Below are 17,724 nucleotides of genomic sequence, written 5' to 3' on the forward strand. Positions count from 1 at the left end.
TGTTTACTGATATTGTAGAAATTTTTCTAAAAAATATCGTGTTGTAGTTTTATTTGCTTATTTTTTCGAGTGTATCCCTCATAAAAATTTTAAAAAGCAATAACATCTTCTGCAGAAGGTCCATGAAAACTAACACGATAAGAGAACTCTACATCTTGTCCCGCAATCAATGATTTATCTTTGATGTTAGCAATGGCCGCTTTATGAACATAAATATCCAATCCACCATCTTCCGGTGAAATAAAACCATAACCTGCTATTTTATCAAACCATTTCACCTTACCTTTTTTTAAAGTCATAATAAAAACTTCCTTTTTACTGGGCATCTCACAAATCATTTTTATTCATTGCTTCGATGCAAAATCGATCAAAATGTTCCGATTAAATTTATTTAAGCCTATCAAATCGGACATAAAAGTAGGCTCTGAAATATTCATTTTTTATTTACAGAATAACACTCTGCTAGTTATGTTTTGTTACTCTCTTTTTTATATTTATTTTTTAATACCGAATTTAAAATATAAAGTTATTAAACAAGTTTCAAAAAAATACGATGTGAAAAATGCATTAATAAAAATCAGCAGAAATAGAAAAGAAAGAGGTTATTGAATATTTATCTTTATAGCGGCATGTAATGATAACTGCTCTGAAAAACTGCTCTACTCTTTACTTTGTTTTACTTTGCTTAAAAGAAAAAATGAATAAAATAACTTACGCAACAGAGTAATCGACATTTACTCATAAAACCCAATTTTTTTCAACTGATTTTTATTATCTTTACTAACAAATTCGATGACATAACGCCTCAATCGAAGCCAGTAACTTTTGAGATTGCACGAATGGAAAATCTGCACTGACAGGAAGATACCACCAATTGGGCTGAGCAAAAGCCTTACACTTGACGGCATCCTTCTCTGTCATGCATAAAGATTGTGTTTTTTTGGCTAAAGGCAAAAGTGTTGATAGGGTGTAATGTTGATGATCGGAAAATATTTGTGTTTTTATGATATTGACACCTAATTGAGCCAGCATCATAAAAAAGCGGTCTGGATGTCCAATCCCGGCCATAGCAATCACTGAAATCAGTTCTTCAACAGGTTTTTTTTCTCCAGTCACGAGGTTAACCGCTTGGCTTGGTCTTAATTGCATTAAGATCTCTTCTTTTTGAGCCTCTCCCCCATTGATAATGATGGCATCCACTGAATGTAATCTGGTTATATTTTCTCTCATAGGACCCGCCGGCAACAAACAAGCATTCCCAAAACGGCGAATTCCATCGATAACCACTAACTCAAAATCACGTTTGAGCGCATAGTGCTGCAAACCATCGTCTGCTATCAATAAATCTAATGGATGTTTTTTGAGTAAAGCTCTGATAGCCTCTTTACGTTTAGGGGCAACTGCAACAGGCACCCCTGTACGTTGAAAAATGACTACTGGTTCGTCACCTGCTTCCTCAGGTTGAGTATGATGAGAAAGTATTAATGGATACTTACCTGATTTTCCAGAATATCCTCGCGAAACAACACCGACCTGAAGCCCTCTCTTTTTGAGTTGTTCGACCAGCCAAATGACAATAGGTGTTTTGCCGTTTCCACCTACAGTTAAATTTCCTACCACCACGATAGGAATAGGTGAACGCCAAGCTACACGTAAACCAGAACGATAGCTGAGGCGAATTAACCAAGTGATCAAACCATATAACCAAGAGAAAGGGAGTAACAATAAATAAAGCCGAGAATGCCCAAACCAAATGCGGTCAATCACGATCTCTCTCCAAACTGAAAACGACTAAGTTTAATATAACCGGGTTATTGAACCAATAGATCTTACTATGCTTTATCATAAAACCAGATTGAATTAAGATAATGCCCAAAGGTTAAGTTTGAGCTACTAAAAATCAATAAATTTAAAATCCTGAAACAGAATACCGCCCTGATTTTAATTTTTTGACAAAATTTAAAAATTCACCCCAGTGGATGATTGTGTTAAAAATAACGGAGATGATATTCGTATCAGGACTTAATCAAGCCTCATATATTTTAAATAAATACAACATGTAATAGTCGATACAGGATTGATACTCAGTTTTTAGCAAGTTCTTGGTATGTTATAAAAAAATTCATCTATTCATGCGATTTTTTGAAAACAGGTCCATTATGTTCAACAGCCTATTAATCATAATATTTTTGATTGCTATCAGTGCTTTTTTTTCTTTATCCGAAATTTCTCTCGCCGCTTCCCGTAAAATAAAATTAAAAGTCATGGCCGATGAAGGCGATAAAAGAGCTTTACGCGTTTTAAAATTACAGGAAACACCCGGAGTTTTTTTTACTGTGGTCCAAATCGGCCTAAATGCTGTGGCCATTCTCGGGGGTATTTTAGGGGACGCTGCTTTTTCTCCCTTCATAAAAAGCATCTTCATGCTTTTTATGAGATCAGAATGGGCTGATACATTAAGTTTTATTTGCTCCTTTTCATTAATCACCAGTCTTTTTATTTTATTCGCTGATCTTGCGCCAAAACGTATTGCGATGGTCTCCCCTGAAAAAGTGGCCGTGCGCATTGTACCTCTGATGTGCTTCTTTTTAATCCTATTCCGGCCGTTAATTTGGTTTTTTAATGGTATGGCTAATATTATTTTTAAGTTTTTAAAATTACCTACGGTGCGTAATGATGACATCACATCTGACGACATTTACGCGGTGGTCGAAGCCGGTGCTTTAGCAGGTCTATTGCGTAAAGAAGAACATGAATTGATTGAAAATGTCTTTGAACTGGAATCGCGCACCGTGCCTTCTTCTATGACCACCCGTGAAAATATCATTTATTTTGATTTGCAGGAAAGTGAGCAGAGCATCAAAGAAAAAATTTCGGTTCATCCCCACTCCAAGTTTTTGGTCTGTGATGGCAATATCGATCAGGTCGTAGGATATGTGTCTTCCAAAGATTTACTTAATCGTGTACTAGGGAATCAAACGTTGTTACTGAATGGAGGTATACAAATTCGGTCCGTGCTTATGTTGCCTGATACACAGACGCTTTCTGAAGCTCTTGATCGCTTTAAATCGGCCGGTGAAGATTTTGCGATCATTTTGAATGAGTATGCGCTGGTGGTCGGCATGATTACCCTCAACGACGTGATGACCACTTTAATGGGCGGATTAGTAGGTCATGGTCAAGAAGAACAAATTGTAGAACGCGATGAAAATTCCTGGTTAATTGAAGGAAGCACGCCGATTGAAGATGTCATGCGGGTTCTTGATATCGAAGAATTTCCTGAATCTGTCAACTACGAAACCGTGGCGGGATTTATGATGTATATGTTGCGAAAAATTCCCAAACGAACCGATTTTATTCAATACAAAGGCTATAAATTTGAGGTGGTAGATATTGATAATTACAAGATTGATCAATTATTGGTCACAAAAACATAAATCATAAAAAAATGGAAATCTGTGCTGATTAAAGCAGCGGAAACGTAGTATCTTGAATTTTCGCGTAAACTTTTCTGTTCTTTTTTTATACTGAGGTTTTATTTATCCCGGATCTGAAGGTAAATCTTTTATATCGACTGTTTTTTGATTCCATAACATCACCGATGTTTGATTTTTACACACTGTATTAGATAAAAAATGACAATTTTCAGGAATTTTTTCTGTTTTTATACCCGTCCATTCTGAAAATAAACTTAAAAAACTAAAAGCAGATCGGTGAGCAGTGATTTCTGTTCTTTGAGTCGCATCGGAAGAAATAATAAACATCGGTACTTCAAAGTTTTGTTTATATTTATTGCTATGGTGAAGTTGAGAATCCAGATTATTTTGCATTTTCAATGCTAATCCATGATCAGAAAAATACATCATGGACCATTTATCTTTTTTTTCATTTGCAATTTTTGTTATTTTTTTAAGTACCGTATCAGTGTCTTTAATGGTTTGAATATAACAGGATAAATCTTTAGAACGGAAATAAACATCAAATTGGTCCTGTGTTCTTTTACAAACAGGGGGATGAGATCCCATAAGATGCACGATGATTAATTTAGGCTTAGAATCTTCATTATTTAAAGCAGACTCAATGAATGGCAATAACTTTTCATCACTACCAGAATAATTAACAGACCAGCTCCCTGGCTTTAAAAATTGCCGAACCTGTGCTTTTCTCGCAAAATTAGCCATCGCCGTATCATCTGTTCCACGGGAACCTTGATTAGAAAACCAATAAGTTTTAAAACCGGCTTTATTTGCTAAAGAGATAATATTATTTTGAAGCTGTAATTCATCATTTTCACGCAACGCCAGTGTATTCATTAAAGACATTTGTGTACTGGATGCCGCAGAAAGATAATTTTTAAAAAAAATCCCCTGAGCTTGATCAGAAAAAGGCGTATTTTTAATTTGAAAGCCATAAGTATGCATAAAATCTTTTCTAACACTTTCACCAATCACAAGAATATAATTTGAATAATCGGGGTTTGAAGACACATTGCCCCAGGTATCGTTATTAAGAGCAGAAATGGTTTTTCTATGGTCTTTCTTGAATTTTTCAATACTTCGATAAAAGTCTATCATAAATTTTATTGGCGGCAATCCTGTTTTATATAAATGAAAACCTTCACCCGAAAACATGCTTTTAATTGGCCCATGCAAGCAAGTTGCCATAGCAAAAATAAAAAGCCATTTTTTCCCTTTTAAAGGCAATATAATGTCTTTTTTTATTAATAAAATACCAGCTAAAATTAATATCAATAAACTTGATAAATAATAAAAAACAGGAATAGAGAATAAAAATTCTTTTGCTTCTAAGTAATTCGTAGAAAAAACAGATAAAACTGTATTATAAGAAGGAGATCCAAAAATTTGACCAATAGGAAAATAAAGTGAACCTAATACAGAAAGAAAAACGATAAAGAGACTATAAATATATTTCAGAGTATCTTTTAATAAAATAAGAATAATAAACAAGGCTAAAGCATAAATTATTTTTAATATGTAATCGAAAGAGTAATTGACCATAATACAAAACAAAAACAAAAATAAACAATATAAAAATTTTTCATTTAAAACATGATATTTTATTTTTTTTAACATTTTTCATTTTTACCAAATTAAAAAAGAATAATAAACCAAATAAAAAATGCAAGTAATATAGAAACAAAAACTGCAGAAGCAGAAATATCTTTTGCCTCACCAGATAATATATTTTTCTCAGTCCCTATACGATTAACCACCTTTTCGATAGCAGTGTTAATAATTTCAATAATTAAAATAAAAACTATCGATCCTATCATTAATATTTTTTCTACTTTACTGACATTAATAAAAAAAGTGATTAAAATAGAAAAAAATAAAATAAAACACTCCTGACGGAAAGCAACTTCGTTTTTATAAACAATTTTCAAACCATTCAGAGCAAATTGAGTTGACTTAAAAAGTTTTTTTATACTAAATATTTTTTTCAAAGTTTTTTCCAAAATTGATTTGATTTTAAATACCATTAAAAAAATAACCTTTTTTAAAAATAAAAACAACGATAAAAACACAAATTTTAAAAAATAAGTTTTTGATTTTTTTAAATTAAAATTTTTTTTATTTTTTAGTGATATCATTGTTTGCATTAAGTGAGACTGACATATGGTTTCGTAAGCAGTCAATTAACTTTTAATCAGATGCAGGTAGGCTTTTTATGTCAAAAAAAGTAATGAGTGTCGTGATCCTGGCAGCAGGCAAGGGCACACGTATGTGTTCGAACCTTCCTAAAGTATTACATCTTTTGGCAGGAAAACCCATGGTCCAGCATGTGATCAATACAGCGAATCAATTAGATTGCACCCGAATTCACCTTGTTTATGGGCATGGGGGCGCATTACTCAAAGAAAAACTTAATAATGAAAAATTAAACTGGATCTTACAGGAAGAACAGTGGGGTACAGGGCATGCCTTACAAAAAGCGATCCCCTATTTTTCCGAGGATGAAAATATCCTCGTGCTTTATGGTGATGTGCCTTTGATAGAAGTTGACACCTTAAACCGATTGTTGTTGGCAAAACCTCATGGAGGAATCAGTTTATTGACCGCCAGGGTGGATAATCCCAGAGGTTATGGTCGAATTATCAGAAAAAACGATGATATCTCTGGGATCGTTGAATGCAAAGAGGCCACTGAAATTCAAAAAAAAATTAATGAAATCAATACAGGCATTATGGCGATTAACTCGTCTGATCTCAAAAAATGGCTGAAGCAATTAAAAAATGATAACCACCAAAACGAATTTTATCTGACCGATATCATCAAGATGGCCTATCAAGAAAATAGAAAAATCATTGGCATTCAGCCTGCCCATTTAAATGAAATTGAAGGCATTAATGACGGCCTTCAACTTGCCAGGCTTGAACGACTGTTTCAAAAACAACAGGCAGAAAAACTGCTTTTATCAGGCGTGAGGATATTAGATCCTGCCCGTTTTGATTTGAGAGGCCAATTAATTTGTGGCAGTGATGTGGTGATTGATACTAATGTCATTATCGAAGGCGAAGTCACACTCGGTGATCGAGTACAAATTAGAACAGGCTGTTTATTAAAAAATTGCCGGATTGGCGATGATTCTCAGATCAACGCTTATACAGTGATAGAAGGGTCTTTTTTAGATAAAAATTGCGTGGTGGGGCCATTTGCCCGCTTGCGTCCAGGGAGTGAATTAGCCGAGAAAGTCCATGTGGGCAATTTTGTAGAAATAAAAAAATCGTCTTTAGGTCAAGGTTCAAAAGCGGGTCATTTGTCTTATTTAGGAGATGCTGAAATTGGATCTGGGGTTAACATTGGGGCTGGCACTATCACCTGCAATTATGATGGTGTGAATAAGCATAAAACTCAGATTGGTGATTATGTTTTTGTAGGATCACATACGCAATTTATCGCGCCTGTGACCGTGGGTGATCATGCCACCATTGGGGCGGGTACAACGGTCACCCTGAATGTGCCTGAAAATGAACTGGGGCTCAGTCGGGTCAAACAAAAAAATATTCAGGGTTGGAAACGCCCTAAAAAAACTTAAACAGGAATTTTAGAATGTGTGGAATTGTAGGTGCAGTCGCACAGCGTAATATAGCGAAAATACTCATAGAAGGTTTAAGGCGCCTGGAATACCGCGGCTATGACTCAGCAGGTTTGGTGGTGCTAGATGCTGATGGGCAAATGACCTGTTTGCGTGAGGTAGGCAAAGTTAAAGCGCTATCTGATGCAGCTGAAAAAAAAATATTACAGGGGCAAACAGGCATTGCTCATACACGTTGGGCGACTCATGGTGAACCTTCAAAAGTCAATGCCCATCCTCAAATTTCTCAAAACATCTGTGTTGTTCATAACGGTATTATCGAAAATTATCATCCGTTGCGTGAGTTATTGATCCGACAAGGGTATTTATTTGCGTCTGAAACCGACACAGAAGTGATCGCGCATTTGGTTCATTCGGAACAGCAACAGGGCGGATCTTTACTACAGGTCGTTCAACGAGTCATTCCCCACCTGATGGGATCCTATGGCGCGGTGATTATGGACAGTCATGATTTGAATCTTTTGATAGCGGTTCGTTCAGGTAGCCCTATGGTGATTGGTTTAGGTGAAAATGAAAATTTTGTGGCTTCTGACCAATTGGCGCTTTTGCCTGTGACTCGTCGTTTTATTTTTTTAGAAGAAGGGGATATTGCTCAAATAAGGCGTTCTGATGTAGAGATTTTTAATCAAAAGGGAGAAAAAATTCAACGCCCGATCTGGGTGTCTGAATCAAAATATGATGCAGGGGATAAAGGCATTTATCGCCATTATATGCAAAAAGAAATTTATGAGCAGCCGATGGTGATCAAAAATACCTTACAAGGGCGCTTACTTCATGGAAGGATCGATTTATCTGAATTAGGTACCAGAGCCAAAGGCATTTTGGCTCAAGTAGAACACATTCAAATTATTGGCTGTGGCACTTCTTATCATTCAGGTCTGGTGGCTCGTTATTGGTTTGAATCCTTGGCAGGGATCGCTTGTGATGTCGAAATTGCCTCAGAGTTTCGTTATCGTAGATCGGTGGTTCGTTCAAATAGTTTATTGATTAGCCTCTCTCAGTCAGGTGAAACGGCAGACACCCTGGCGGCATTACGTTTATCTCAATCGTTGGGTTACTTAGGTTCTTTAGCGATCTGCAATGTAGAAGGATCATCTTTAGTCAGAGAATCTGATTTTGCGTTAATGACAAAGGCGGGGACTGAAATCGGGGTGGCTTCAACCAAAGCCTTCACGACTCAACTTACGGTATTATTGGTGTTACTCGCTTACATTAGACGTTTAAAAAACCAGCCTGAAGCATTAGAACATCAGATTGTAAAAGCACTACAGATTTTACCGGCTCGAATTGAGCAAATATTTTCATTGACTAAAGATATTGAAACTTTAGCGGGCGATTTTTCTGATAAAAATCATGCTTTATATCTTGGGCGGGGAGATTTGTATCCTATTTCTATGGAAGGCGCATTAAAGCTCAAAGAAATCTCATATATTCATGCCGAAGCCCATGCGGCAGGGGAATTAAAACATGGTCCACTGGCACTGATTGATTCAGAGATACCCATTGTTATCCTGGGGCCTAGTAATGGATTGTTAGAAAAATTAAAATCAAACATTGAAGAAGTGCGAGCCAGAGGCGGAAGACTGTATGTCTTTTGTGATAAACAGGGAGAGTTTGTTGCAAATCAAAGAATGAAATTGATTGTTTTGCCTAAAATAGAAGAGATCATAGCACCTATTGTTTACAGCGTACCTCTACAAATATTGTCGTATTATGTGGCTTTAATAAAAGGAAGAAATATTGATCAACCTAGAAATTTAGCAAAATCAGTGACGGTAGAGTAAATTCAGGCGGATTATTTCATTTGATATAACCTGTGATTTGCAGTTTTTTAGTACTTTTCAACATGTTCGGAAATAGTAGATCATGAAAATAAATGGCATGTAGAATTAAGTTGAGTCAAAAAAAACCCTACAAATGTCTTGTAGGGTTTCTCTTTTAATAACACGTATTTATTTCAATAATTGAAAACGCTTTCGGCTGGTTGTGTAATAACGACCTTATTGCCTGTTACTTTTACATCTACACGGCGATCAGGAGCTAAACAGTTGACTAACTCTAGACGTTTTTTAACCTCATTGCATTTAGAACCCGTTACAGGGTTAGATTTTCCTAAACCTTTTATGACAAAAGGTGTATCTGAAGAAATACCCTTGGAGATAAGATAATCAGCGACCGATTGCGCGCGTTTTTGAGACAGTAGTTGATTATATTTATCCCCACCAATTCGATCACTAAAGCCTAATACAGTCACCGAACCTTCTTGAGGATTGACATTGGCCAATTTAGAATAAAGTTTATTTAACTCTTCCTCCCCTTCTTTTTTTAAGGTCCATTGATTAAAACCGAATAACACGTCAGACTTCAATTCAAAATGTTGGGTTTGAGCAACGGGCTCCAGATCGATTTTTGTTACTGGCTCCGGAAGTATTTCTGGGGGCTTTTCTTGATTGAAACGATAAGAAACGCCTATGCTGAGCATTCCATTATTGGGGGCAGCACCAATACTATCAAAATTCCCAATTTTTCTTGTCCATTGATAATCAAAACGGGTTGCCCAGTTTTCAGTGAGTGCATATTCAAGGCCCACGGCCGCAAATGGGGAAACGCCTGTATCATTTTCACTCAAACGTTTCGCTTCCGGAGAAGTATACCCTTTAGTTTTTGCTTTCCATACCACGCCTCCGAGACGTGTGTATATATCTAAATCTTCAGCAATGGGATAGTTCAATTTCGCCCCAATTTGTACACCATAAGCCTTGAATGCGCCATTTTTAGTGTCTCCTTTGTAAGGCATACGACCAAACCAGTCTGAGCCTAATTCAAATCCTAAATATTGATTAGCTTGGTAGCCTAGAAAAGCACCTGCTCCTATCTGGTTTTTATGAGTAGGGCCATCACCGATACCGATGTAATCATTTTTCATACCTGTACTCGCATAACGAGACCAACCTAATTTGCTCCCTAAATACCAAGTATCATCTTTAGGAGCCGCTTGTACTAATGTAGTCAAGCCTGAGAATGCTACTGCCACTGCTATAGTTGTTTTTTTCATTTTTTACGCCTCATTATCAGAAACAAACCAAATAAACTTTAAAAGCTATTGAAGCTTTTGGTCAACTTCTCTTATTTTCTTTTCAAGGTGTGACTTTTTACCCTCGGTTAAGTTTTCACTTAATGTAACATTTGAAGTTCAAAAAAAACCTTAGTGTATTTAAGTTTACAACTTAAGAAGAAACTTACAAGCCTGATCTGTTTGTTGTTTAGTCACTTTGAAAGTAAAAATTAAAACGGCGGTAGTTCGATCACCTTTGGGGATTAAAATGAAAGAGGGTTATATTCGGTTTTAAGAGTAAATACAGGCTGATAGAGAAGAAAAGAACACTCGGTAACGCGGCACCCAGTATCGGGGAAAATTGATAGAGAAGACTCAGAGGCCCAAAAATTTTATCCAAAAGATAAAAAACAAAACCAAAACAAATACCTGTCACGATGCGCAGACCAGTTGCTGTGCTACGCAGCGGGCCAAAAATAAAAGATAAAGACAGTAGAATCATAACAGTGATAGAAAAAGGTGAAAAAATTTTCTGCCACATTTTTAATTCGTAACGATCTGAGTCCTGGCCTACCTGTTTTAAATATTTGACATAATCATATAGCCCCATGATCGACAATGAATCGGGATCCATGGCAACGATCCCCAATTTATAAGGTGTTAAGCTCGTTTCCCATTTTTCGCTCAATGTTTGTGATCCTTGAATTTTTTTTGTATCACTGAGATTGGATTCATCTATCTGAGAAAGTTGCCACGCGCCTTTTTCAAAAATTGCCGTCGCCGCATAGCGTATTGATATAAGACGATCATGTGCATCAAAATGATAAATATGCACCCCTGATAATTCATGATGGTTGATGACTTGATTAATATAAATAAAATCTGATTTATCTTTGGCCCATATCCCCGATTGAGTGGAAATAACAGATCCACCATAGATCATTTTTGTTCGGTAATGACTCGCTGTTTGATCAGCTAAAGGAGCAAGCCATTCACCGATGATGATACTGAGTAAAAAGAGAATAATCGCTGTTTTCATGACAGATAAAACAATTTGCATATGACTAAAACCAGAGGCCTGTACCACCACTAATTCGCTGCGGGTTGCTAAAGCGCCCAATCCTAAAATGCCTCCTATTAGAGCTGCCATCGGAAAAAATATCATTATATCGTTGGGAACAGACAGTAACGTGTAAATCGCTGCGGCAAATACAGAATAATTCCCTTCGCCCACTTTTCTGAGCTGTTCAATAAATTTGATGATACCTGACAAAGATACCAGCATAAATAAAGTCATTATGATCGTATTTAAAATACTTCGCCCAATATAACGATCCAATATACCGAAAAACATCAGAGAGTCTCCCTTGATTTTGTATACAGCCTACGTAAAGTTGAGCTGTCCCATATGTTCAATATGATGGCCAATATTGTGTAAAGACCATTGACAAGCCATAACCAAATTAAAGGATCCAACCTGTTATTACCGGCATTAGAGCGTAACGTGCTTTGTAATAAGAAAAAGATCAAATACAGCAACATGGCTGGTAACATACTCAATACCCGGCCTTGACGAGGATTCACTTGACTAAGAGGAACCGCCATAAAAGCCATTATCACAACGGAAACAATTAATGTGAGCCGCCAGTGAAGCTCTGCTCGGGTATCGGGATCGTTGGCTTCCCAAAGTGAGCTGATTGACATTTGTTGAGCAGTATTGCTGTTTTTTGTGACTGATTTACGGCTTATAACCGCCTGATAATGATTAAAATAAGTAATTCGAAAATCACCTAAAGGCGGAATCCCCTCGTAGTTCATTCCATGATTGAGTGTCAGTAATTGAATACCTGGTGCCGGCGCCGATATATAACCACTATTGGCAACGACAACAGTGGGTCTTTGAGTGTGATTGGATTCGCGTTGTGCGAGAAATATTTTATGAAATTTTTTATTCTGAATATCCTGGATAAATAAAACGATTTTTCCATCCGGTGATGATTGGAATTGTCCCTTCACTAAGGCGGATAAACCTGGATTGACACGTTCTTCATTGATAATTTTTTTTTCATGTTTTACAGACCAGGGAGAAAAGTAAAAAACGTTGATGGTAGCAAACAAGGACGTTAGAGCAGCCAAAACCAGAGCCACTTTAATTAATCGTGTTTTACCCACGCCACAGGCATACATAGCGATAATTTCGCTTTCGTTGTAAAGCTTGCCGTAAGTCATCAATAAGGCAAAAAACAGACTTAATGGCAATATCAATTCGGCCATTTTAGCGAAGCCTAGCCCTAACAAAGAGAAAATCAAATGGGCTGGAATATCATGATTTATTATATCGTCTAATATGGTGACCAATTTTTGGCTAAAAAAAATGAAGGATAAAATGAATAAAATCGCCACTTGGGTTTTGAGAATTTCTTTGATGAGATATTTAGTGATGACCACGCTTCTGCACCTGTGAAAATTTGTTTTTTACAAAGAAAGTCGTTAGTTTCTTTATAAATCTGCGTTTTTGTTTTAATTTACCCCCTATGGTAACGCTATTTAGAAACTAAAATGAGCTTTTTTTTCAAAAAAAGCACAGAAGCGAATGAATAAAATTTTAATCATTAAGGATAATATATGGAGTTCAAAGTCAACAGTGAATGTTCAGAAAAACAATCATCTGATTGTATCGTCATCGGCATTTTTGAATCCGGGGGGTTTTCTCCCTCTGCAGAAAAGGTGAATAAAATCAGCCATGGCTATCTTAAAGGTTTGCCACAAAATGCAGATTTACAGGGGAAAGCAGAACAAGCGTTATTATTGCATCATGTTCCTCATGTCGCAGCAGAGCGTGTTCTTTTAATCGGTTGTGGTAAAGAAGAAGAAGAACTCGACGAACGCCGTTATAAAAAGTTGATAAAAAAAATGGTCAATACGTTAAAAGAGACAGGGGCTAAAAATGTGTTCTGTTATCTGCCAGAATTAAAAGTAAAAGGGAAAGACATTGATTGGAAAATTCGCTCTGCCATAGAAGTCATTCAAGATGTCCTTTACTGTTTCGATCATTATAAAAGTACAAAAACACTTCATGCGTTAAATCAAATCACATTCATTGTCACACCCACTCAAACCAAAGCCGCTCAAACGGCCATTCAAGAAGGTATTGCGTTGGCCGTCGGTATCAACGAGGCCAAAAATCTGGCCAATACGCCGCCTAATATTTGCAATCCAGCCTATTTAAATGCCTCGGCGAAGAAATGGGCGGAAAAATTTAAAAACGTCCGTGTTTCTGTGGTGAATGAAGATGAAATGAAAAAGCTGGGGATGAATGCTTATCTTGCCGTGGGCCAAGGTTCAAAAAACGAGTCTTTGATGTCCATCATTGAATATAAAAGCGACAAAATTCCTGCTGGCACGAAACCTATCGTGCTGGTGGGGAAAGGCATGACGTTTGATTCAGGCGGAATTTCAATCAAGCCCTCCCAGAACATGGATGAAATGAAATACGACATGTGTGGCGCAGCCACTGTGTTCGGGGTGATGAATGTCGTGGCTGAACTGAATTTGCCTCTTTATGTGATAGGTGTTTTGGCAGGAGCTGAAAACATGCCAGGGGGAAATGCCTATCGCCCAGGAGATATATTAACCACCCTGTCAGGCCAAACCGTTGAAGTGCTCAATACTGATGCAGAAGGCCGCCTGGTGTTGTGTGATGCCTTAACCTATGTGGAACGTTTTGATCCAGAACTGGTGATTGACATTGCGACCTTAACCGGAGCCTGTGTGGTGGCCTTAGGGCATCATATGAGCGGTTTGATGTCTAACCATGCGCCCTTGGCTGAGGATCTGCTGCACGCGTCTGAACAATCCGGCGATCTGGCTTGGCGCTTACCTTTAGGTGAAGAATATCAAGAGCAGCTCGATTCCAACTTTGCAGATATGGCTAATATCGGGGGTCGAACTGCCGGCGCCATTACTGCCGGTTGCTTCTTGTCTCGTTTTACTCATCAATACCATTGGGCCCATCTTGATATCGCAGGCACCGCCTGGCGTACAGGTAAAGAAAAGGGGGCAACGGGTCGCCCTGTGGCTTTATTGTCTCAATTTTTATTAAATAAAGCTTTGGCTCAAAAACAAGGAGCTTAAAACGGGCTTAAAGATGACGTCATTCACATGAAACGAGCCACTTTTTACCTGATGGAGCACGGTGATCCAATCCATGGATTGTCTCCAGAAGAAACCTTAACCTGTGAATTGTCTGCCCAACATTGGAGGGCAGGCAAAAAAATACAGATCCTCTGTGAAGAAAAAGCCCAAGCGTCACGATTAGATGACGCCTTGTGGCTTTATCCCCCTGATGCTTTTATTCCCCATCATCTTTCAGGAGAAGGCCCGAAGCAGGGCGCCCCTGTGGAAATAATCTGGCCTGACTGCCTATCTCATCATTCCGCTGATCTGTTGATCAATCTGCTATCCGAATGTATCGATTTTGTGGGCCGCTTTACTGAAATCATTGATTTTGTACCCTATGACACGACCTTAAAACAGTTGGCAAGAGCGCGATACGCTTATTATCGCCAACTCGGTTTTCATTTAATCACCACCCGCTCTCCATTGAGTAAATAAAAATATCATGAAAAATCGCACCCGCTCTCTTGATAAAACCTATGACCCTGAATCGATTGAACAGCCGCTTTATGAGTACTGGGAAAAACAGGGCTATTTTAAACCCAGCAATAGAACCGATCAGGAGCAATTTTGCATCATGATCCCCCCTCCCAATGTGACAGGCAGCCTGCATATGGGGCATGCTTTTCAACAAACCATCATGGATATTTTAATTCGTTATCAACGGATGCAGGGCAAAAATACCCTATGGCAGGTCGGCACAGATCACGCGGGCATCGCAACTCAAATGGTGGTGGAGCGTAAAATAGCCTCGGAAGAAGGAAAAACCCGTCACGATTATGGCAGAGAAGCTTTCATTCAAAAAATTTGGGATTGGAAAGCCGAATCAGGGGGCAAGATCACCCGTCAAATGCGCCGTTTAGGTAACTCTGTTGATTGGGAAAAAGAGCGTTTCACCATGGACGAAGATCTCTCGCTCGCAGTCAAAGAAGCCTTTGTGCGTTTATATCAGGAAGATCTGATTTATCGGGGGAAACGCCTGGTGAATTGGGACCCAAAACTTCGCACGGCCATTTCTGATTTAGAGGTAGAAAACCGTGAATCTCAGGGATCGATGTGGTATTTGCGCTATCCCTTAGCGGATGGCATGACCACAAAAGAAGGGAAAAATTATCTGGTGGTGGCCACTACCCGTCCGGAAACCATGCTGGGGGATACAGGCGTTGCCGTTAACCCTGAAGATCCCCGTTACAAAGACCTGATTGGAAAAAAAGTGATGTTACCTCTGGTGGATCGCGCTGTTCCGATTGTCGGCGATGCCCATGCAGATCAAGAGAAAGGCACAGGCTGTGTCAAAATCACCCCGGCACATGATTTTAATGATTACAAGGTGGGTAAACGCCATGGATTACCCATGATCAACATTTTGACCTTTGAAGGCCATATTCGTCATCAACCTGACATTTTTGACAGTCAGGGGGAACCCATGGCTATGGATTCAGCCGTCATTCCTGAGTCTTTTCAAGGGCTAGAGCGTTTTGCCGCACGTAAAGCGGTGGTCGCTGATTTTAAAAAATCAGGGTTACTCGAAGACATCAAACCACATGATCTCACCGTGCCTTACGGAGATCGCAGTCAGGTGGTGATCGAGCCCATGCTGACCGATCAATGGTATGTGCGAGCGGCCCCTTTGGCCAGGAAGGCGATTGAAGCCGTCGAAAAAGGCGAGATTGAATTTGTACCAAAACAGTACGAAAACATGTATTACTCCTGGATGCGAGACATTCAGGATTGGTGTATTTCTCGTCAGCTTTGGTGGGGGCATCGTATCCCAGCCTGGTATGACGAACAGGGGCAACTGTACGTCGGGCGTGATGAAGCAGAAGTCAGGCGTGACCATCATTTGCCTGATGAGCTGCCGCTACGCCAGGATGAAGATGTGCTAGACACCTGGTTTTCTTCTGGATTATGGACTTTTTCAACCCTGGGTTGGCCAAACAATACGCAGGCACTTCACACTTTTCATCCAACCAGCGTCATCGTCAGTGGGTTTGATATTATTTTTTTCTGGATTGCGCGCATGATCATGCTGACGCTGCATTTTGTGAAAGATAAAAACCATCAGCCCCAAATACCTTTCAAAACGGTTTATATGACGGGTCTCATCCGGGATGAAGAAGGGCAAAAAATGTCGAAGTCAAAAGGGAATGTGATCGATCCCTTGGATATGATCGACGGAATTTCTTTGACGGAACTGATAAAAAAACGAACAGATAACATGATGCAGCCCCAGCTTGCAGAAAAAATTCGTCAACGGACTGAAAAACAGTTTCCCAACGGGATCCCACCCCACGGAACAGATGCATTACGTTTTACCTTAACGGCTTTAGCCTCGACGGGTCGTGATATTAATTGGGATATGAAGCGTTTAACGGGTTATCGAAACTTTTGCAATAAACTCTGGAATGCCAGCCGTTTTGTCTTGATGAATACACAGGGTCAAGATAGTGGTCAAAATGGGGGCGCTCAGAGTCTGTCATTGCCTGACAGATGGATCCTGTCCACCTTTCAGAACAGCATTCAATCTTATCGTGATGCTTTAGATCAATATCGTTTTGATTTGGCCGCGCATATTTTGTATGAATTTACCTGGAACCAATTTTGCGATTGGTACCTGGAGCTCAGTAAACCGATTCTCAATCAAACGCCCGACAACCCAGAGAAAGAAGCGCAATCAAGGGGTACGCGCCACACTCTCATCACCGTGCTGGAAGCGTTGTTGCGCTTAGCGCATCCCATCATCCCCTATATCACTGAGACACTTTGGCAAGAAATTAAAATGGTTCAAACGCCATCTGAAGCGGATCAGGCTAAAACCATTATGCTTCAGCGCTTTCCGGAATATGACGACTCTCAAATCGATGAACACGCTTTCTCTGAGTTAGAGTGGATCAAAAAAATGACGATCGCGATCCGAAATGTGCGAGCAGAAATCAACCTGCCTTTGAATCAAAAAATCGATCTGGAGCTATTCACAACATCTGACACTGTTAGAAACACCCTGTTTGAAAACCTGGATCTGATTCAATCGATTGCTCGTCTTTCTTCAATCAGGGTTTTGGATAAATCAGAAAAAGCCCCTTCTTTTGTGATCACCAGGCTGATAGAAGACGCTGAGATCAGAATCACTCTTCCAGAATCGTTTGACAAAGCAGCAGAACAAATGCGTTTAAAAAATGACCTGATCAAAATTGAAAAACAAATTGATGCACTTCAAGAAAAACTGGCCAACGTTCATTTTACAGAGCGGGCGCCGCAATGGATTGTGAGTAAAGAAAGGGAAAAGTTGGCTCAATTAATGGCAGAAAGGCAAAAACTGTTGGAAAGGTCTCAGTTTGATGAGATTAAAACTGAGTCAAACTGACTTTTTAAGTATT

General features: G+C 38.8%; 13 protein-coding genes. 6 read left to right on the plus strand and 7 right to left on the minus strand.

Annotated elements, in window-relative coordinates; translation table 11 throughout:
* Positions 1–89: 89 nt before the first annotated feature.
* Entirely contained in the window at positions 90–299 is a 210-nt protein-coding gene (locus AACL23_RS03160) for a cold shock domain-containing protein (protein ID WP_012737966.1), read from the minus strand.
* Positions 300–780: 481 nt separating this feature from the next.
* Positions 781–1,767 carry a tetraacyldisaccharide 4'-kinase gene (gene lpxK / locus AACL23_RS03165; RefSeq protein WP_012737964.1) on the minus strand — a complete coding sequence of 329 codons (987 nt, stop codon included), beginning with the start codon at positions 1,765–1,767 and terminating at the stop codon, positions 781–783.
* A gap of 392 nt (positions 1,768–2,159) precedes the next feature.
* Between lpxK and AACL23_RS03170 the strand changes: the two genes are divergently transcribed.
* Positions 2,160–3,437 (plus strand): hemolysin family protein, encoded by a 1,278-nt coding sequence (locus AACL23_RS03170; RefSeq protein ID WP_012737963.1) that lies wholly within the window; start codon positions 2,160–2,162, stop codon positions 3,435–3,437.
* Between the two features lie 102 nt (positions 3,438–3,539).
* On the opposite strand, the gene AACL23_RS03175 is transcribed toward AACL23_RS03170, so the two are convergent.
* Both AACL23_RS03175 and AACL23_RS03180 read right to left on the minus strand, forming a co-directional pair.
* Positions 3,540–5,093 (minus strand): phosphoethanolamine transferase, encoded by a 1,554-nt coding sequence (locus tag AACL23_RS03175; RefSeq protein WP_339050082.1) that lies wholly within the window; start codon positions 5,091–5,093, stop codon positions 3,540–3,542.
* Positions 5,094–5,110: 17 nt separating this feature from the next.
* Positions 5,111–5,611, minus strand: coding sequence for a diacylglycerol kinase (locus tag AACL23_RS03180; protein WP_339050084.1), 501 nt, complete (start codon positions 5,609–5,611; stop codon positions 5,111–5,113).
* Between the two features lie 77 nt (positions 5,612–5,688).
* Here AACL23_RS03180 and glmU point away from each other — a divergent pair, with 77 nt between their 5' ends.
* Positions 5,689–7,056, plus strand: a complete 1,368-nt coding sequence (glmU, locus tag AACL23_RS03185) for a bifunctional UDP-N-acetylglucosamine diphosphorylase/glucosamine-1-phosphate N-acetyltransferase GlmU (protein ID WP_100096030.1) — start codon at positions 5,689–5,691, stop codon at positions 7,054–7,056.
* Positions 7,057–7,070: 14 nt separating this feature from the next.
* Positions 7,071–8,900 carry a glutamine--fructose-6-phosphate transaminase (isomerizing) gene (glmS, locus tag AACL23_RS03190; RefSeq protein ID WP_339050088.1) on the plus strand — a complete coding sequence of 610 codons (1,830 nt, stop codon included), beginning with the start codon at positions 7,071–7,073 and terminating at the stop codon, positions 8,898–8,900.
* A 173-nt stretch (positions 8,901–9,073) separates the two neighbouring features.
* Here the strand turns inward: glmS and ompA are convergent, their stop codons facing one another.
* From ompA to lptF, 3 genes are all read right to left on the minus strand, one after another.
* Positions 9,074–10,171 (minus strand): porin OmpA, encoded by a 1,098-nt coding sequence (ompA, locus tag AACL23_RS03195; protein WP_100096028.1) that lies wholly within the window; start codon positions 10,169–10,171, stop codon positions 9,074–9,076.
* Positions 10,172–10,421: 250 nt separating this feature from the next.
* Positions 10,422–11,525 (minus strand): LPS export ABC transporter permease LptG, encoded by a 1,104-nt coding sequence (lptG, locus tag AACL23_RS03200; protein ID WP_012737956.1) that lies wholly within the window; start codon positions 11,523–11,525, stop codon positions 10,422–10,424.
* Positions 11,525–12,619: an LPS export ABC transporter permease LptF gene (gene lptF / locus AACL23_RS03205; RefSeq protein WP_100096027.1), complete on the minus strand. Its 1,095-nt coding sequence runs from the start codon at positions 12,617–12,619 to the stop codon at positions 11,525–11,527. The genes lptG and lptF overlap by 1 nt, the downstream gene beginning before the upstream one ends.
* A 177-nt stretch (positions 12,620–12,796) precedes the next feature.
* Here lptF and AACL23_RS03210 point away from each other — a divergent pair, with 177 nt between their 5' ends.
* Genes AACL23_RS03210 through AACL23_RS03220 form a run of 3 tightly spaced genes read left to right on the plus strand, consistent with a single transcriptional unit; the run spans position 12,797 to position 17,711 of the window.
* Positions 12,797–14,305: a leucyl aminopeptidase gene (locus AACL23_RS03210; protein ID WP_339050093.1), complete on the plus strand. Its 1,509-nt coding sequence runs from the start codon at positions 12,797–12,799 to the stop codon at positions 14,303–14,305.
* 27 nt (positions 14,306–14,332) lie between these two features.
* Entirely contained in the window at positions 14,333–14,785 is a 453-nt protein-coding gene (locus tag AACL23_RS03215) for a DNA polymerase III subunit chi (RefSeq protein ID WP_339050095.1), read from the plus strand.
* Between the two features lie 7 nt (positions 14,786–14,792).
* On the plus strand, positions 14,793–17,711 hold the full coding sequence (locus tag AACL23_RS03220) for a valine--tRNA ligase (RefSeq protein ID WP_100096024.1): 2,919 nt from the start codon (positions 14,793–14,795) through the stop codon (positions 17,709–17,711).
* Positions 17,712–17,724: the final 13 nt, after the last annotated feature.

Source organism: Candidatus Williamhamiltonella endosymbiont of Tuberolachnus salignus, from assembly GCF_964019775.1.
Lineage (GTDB): Bacteria > Pseudomonadota > Gammaproteobacteria > Enterobacterales > Enterobacteriaceae > Hamiltonella > Hamiltonella defendens.